The 1649-nt window shown below is 57.5% G+C and carries 2 protein-coding genes; both read right to left on the bottom strand.

What is annotated here, in order from left to right:
• On the bottom strand, positions 1-803 hold an 803-nt coding region (locus CAGA_RS12470), incomplete at its 3' end, for a transketolase family protein (RefSeq protein WP_135661200.1).
• Complete coding sequence (locus CAGA_RS12465) at positions 804-1640, bottom strand: transketolase (protein ID WP_135661201.1); 837 nt, start codon at positions 1638-1640, stop codon at positions 804-806.
• Positions 1641-1649: the final 9 nt, after the last annotated feature.

Raw genomic sequence — 1649 nt, 5'->3', positions numbered from 1 at the left:
GCCACCACGCTGCAAACCGCTTCGCCAAGCCCGCCGATCACGCTGTGCTCTTCCACCGTGATGATCTTCCCGGTTTCCTGCGCCGCTTTCACGATAATCTCGCGGTCAATCGGCTTGATCGTGTGAATGTTGACCAACCGGGCGTCAATCCCCTGCTCCGCCAGAGCCTTTACCGCTTCCAGCGCGCGCGACACCATCAGGCCGGTCGCTATAATCGTAATGTCCTTGCCATCCTTCAGGGTAATGCCCTTGCCAAGCTCGAATTTGTAATCGTCCCCGTTGTTGAAGCTCTCCACCGCAAGCCTGCCCAAACGGATGTAAACCGGGCCGTAGTGCTCAACTGCCGCTTTGACGGCCGCTTTCATTTCATAGTGGTCCGACGGGTTCAGCACCACCATGCCGGGGATCGTGCGCATCAGAGCGATATCCTCGTTGCACTGGTGGGTCGCGCCGTCCTCGCCGACCGAAATGCCCGCGTGCGAGCCGGCAATCTTCACGTTCAGCTTCGGATAGCCCACCGAGTTGCGCACCTGCTCAAAGGCGCGCCCCGCCGAGAACATCGCGAACGAGGTTGCAAACGGGATCTTCCCGCAGGTTGCCAGTCCCGCCGCTACGCCGACCATGTCGCATTCCGCGATACCGCAGTCGATGAAGCGATCCGGATATGCTTTCTTAAACAGGATGGTTTTCGTTGCTTCCGCAAGGTCTGCGTCCAGCACAACCATCTGCGGGTATTGATCGGCAAGCTCCTTCAATGCTTCGCCGTAGCTTTCTCTTGTTGCTTTCTTTACCATTTCTGCCATTTATTCCGCCTCCAGTCCGGACAGTGCCGTATTCAATTCCTGCATGGCTGCCGCATACTGTTCGTCGTTCGGCGCCTTTCCGTGCCAGCCAACCTGATTTTCCATATAGGACACGCCCTTGCCCTTGATTGTCTTCGCGATAATCACGCTGGGCTTGCCCTTTACGGTTTTCGCGTGCGCCAACGCTGCTTCGATCGCGTCGAAATCATGGCCGTCGATCACCTGGACGTCAAAACCAAAGGAACGGAATTTCTCGTCGATCGGCTCGGGCCCGCCGACTTCCGCAACCGGGCCGTCGATCTGCAGGCCGTTGCTGTCGACGATCACGCAGAGGTTGTCCAGCTTGTGGTGCGCAGCAAACATCGCAGCCTCCCAGACTTGGCCTTCTTCGAGTTCCCCGTCGCCCAGAAGCGTATAAACGCGGTAGTCTTTTTTGTCCATCTTACCGGCAATCGCCATCCCGCAGGCTGCGGAGATACCCTGCCCCAGCGAACCGGAGCTCATATCCACGCCCGGGGTGCCCTTCATATCCGGATGCCCCTGCAGCATCGCACCGATGTGGCGGAGCTTTTTTAGTTCTTCCTCCGGGAAATAACCCTTTAAGGCAAGTGCTGCGTAAAGCCCGGGCGCGCAGTGCCCTTTCGAAAGCACGAAACGGTCCCGGTTTTCATCCTTCGGATTCTTCGGATCCACTCGCATCTCCTTAAAATACAGGTACGTGAAAATGTCGGCCGCCGACAGGCTCCCGCCCGGGTGTCCTGACTTTGCGTGGTACACACCTTCAACCACGCCACGCCTTACTTTACAGGCCAGTATTCGCAGTTCCTTCTTTTCCATGTTGTTCAT

The organism is Caproiciproducens galactitolivorans (genome assembly GCF_004768785.1).
In the GTDB taxonomy this organism is placed as follows: domain Bacteria; phylum Bacillota; class Clostridia; order Oscillospirales; family Acutalibacteraceae; genus Caproiciproducens; species Caproiciproducens galactitolivorans.
This window is presented reverse-complemented; position numbering and strand designations above follow the sequence as displayed.

Coding starts and splice junctions, on each gene's coding strand:
- CAGA_RS12465 (WP_135661201.1), bottom strand. CDS start 1,640: ATGGAAAAGAAGGAACTGCGAATACTGGCCTGTAAAGTAAGGCGTGGC.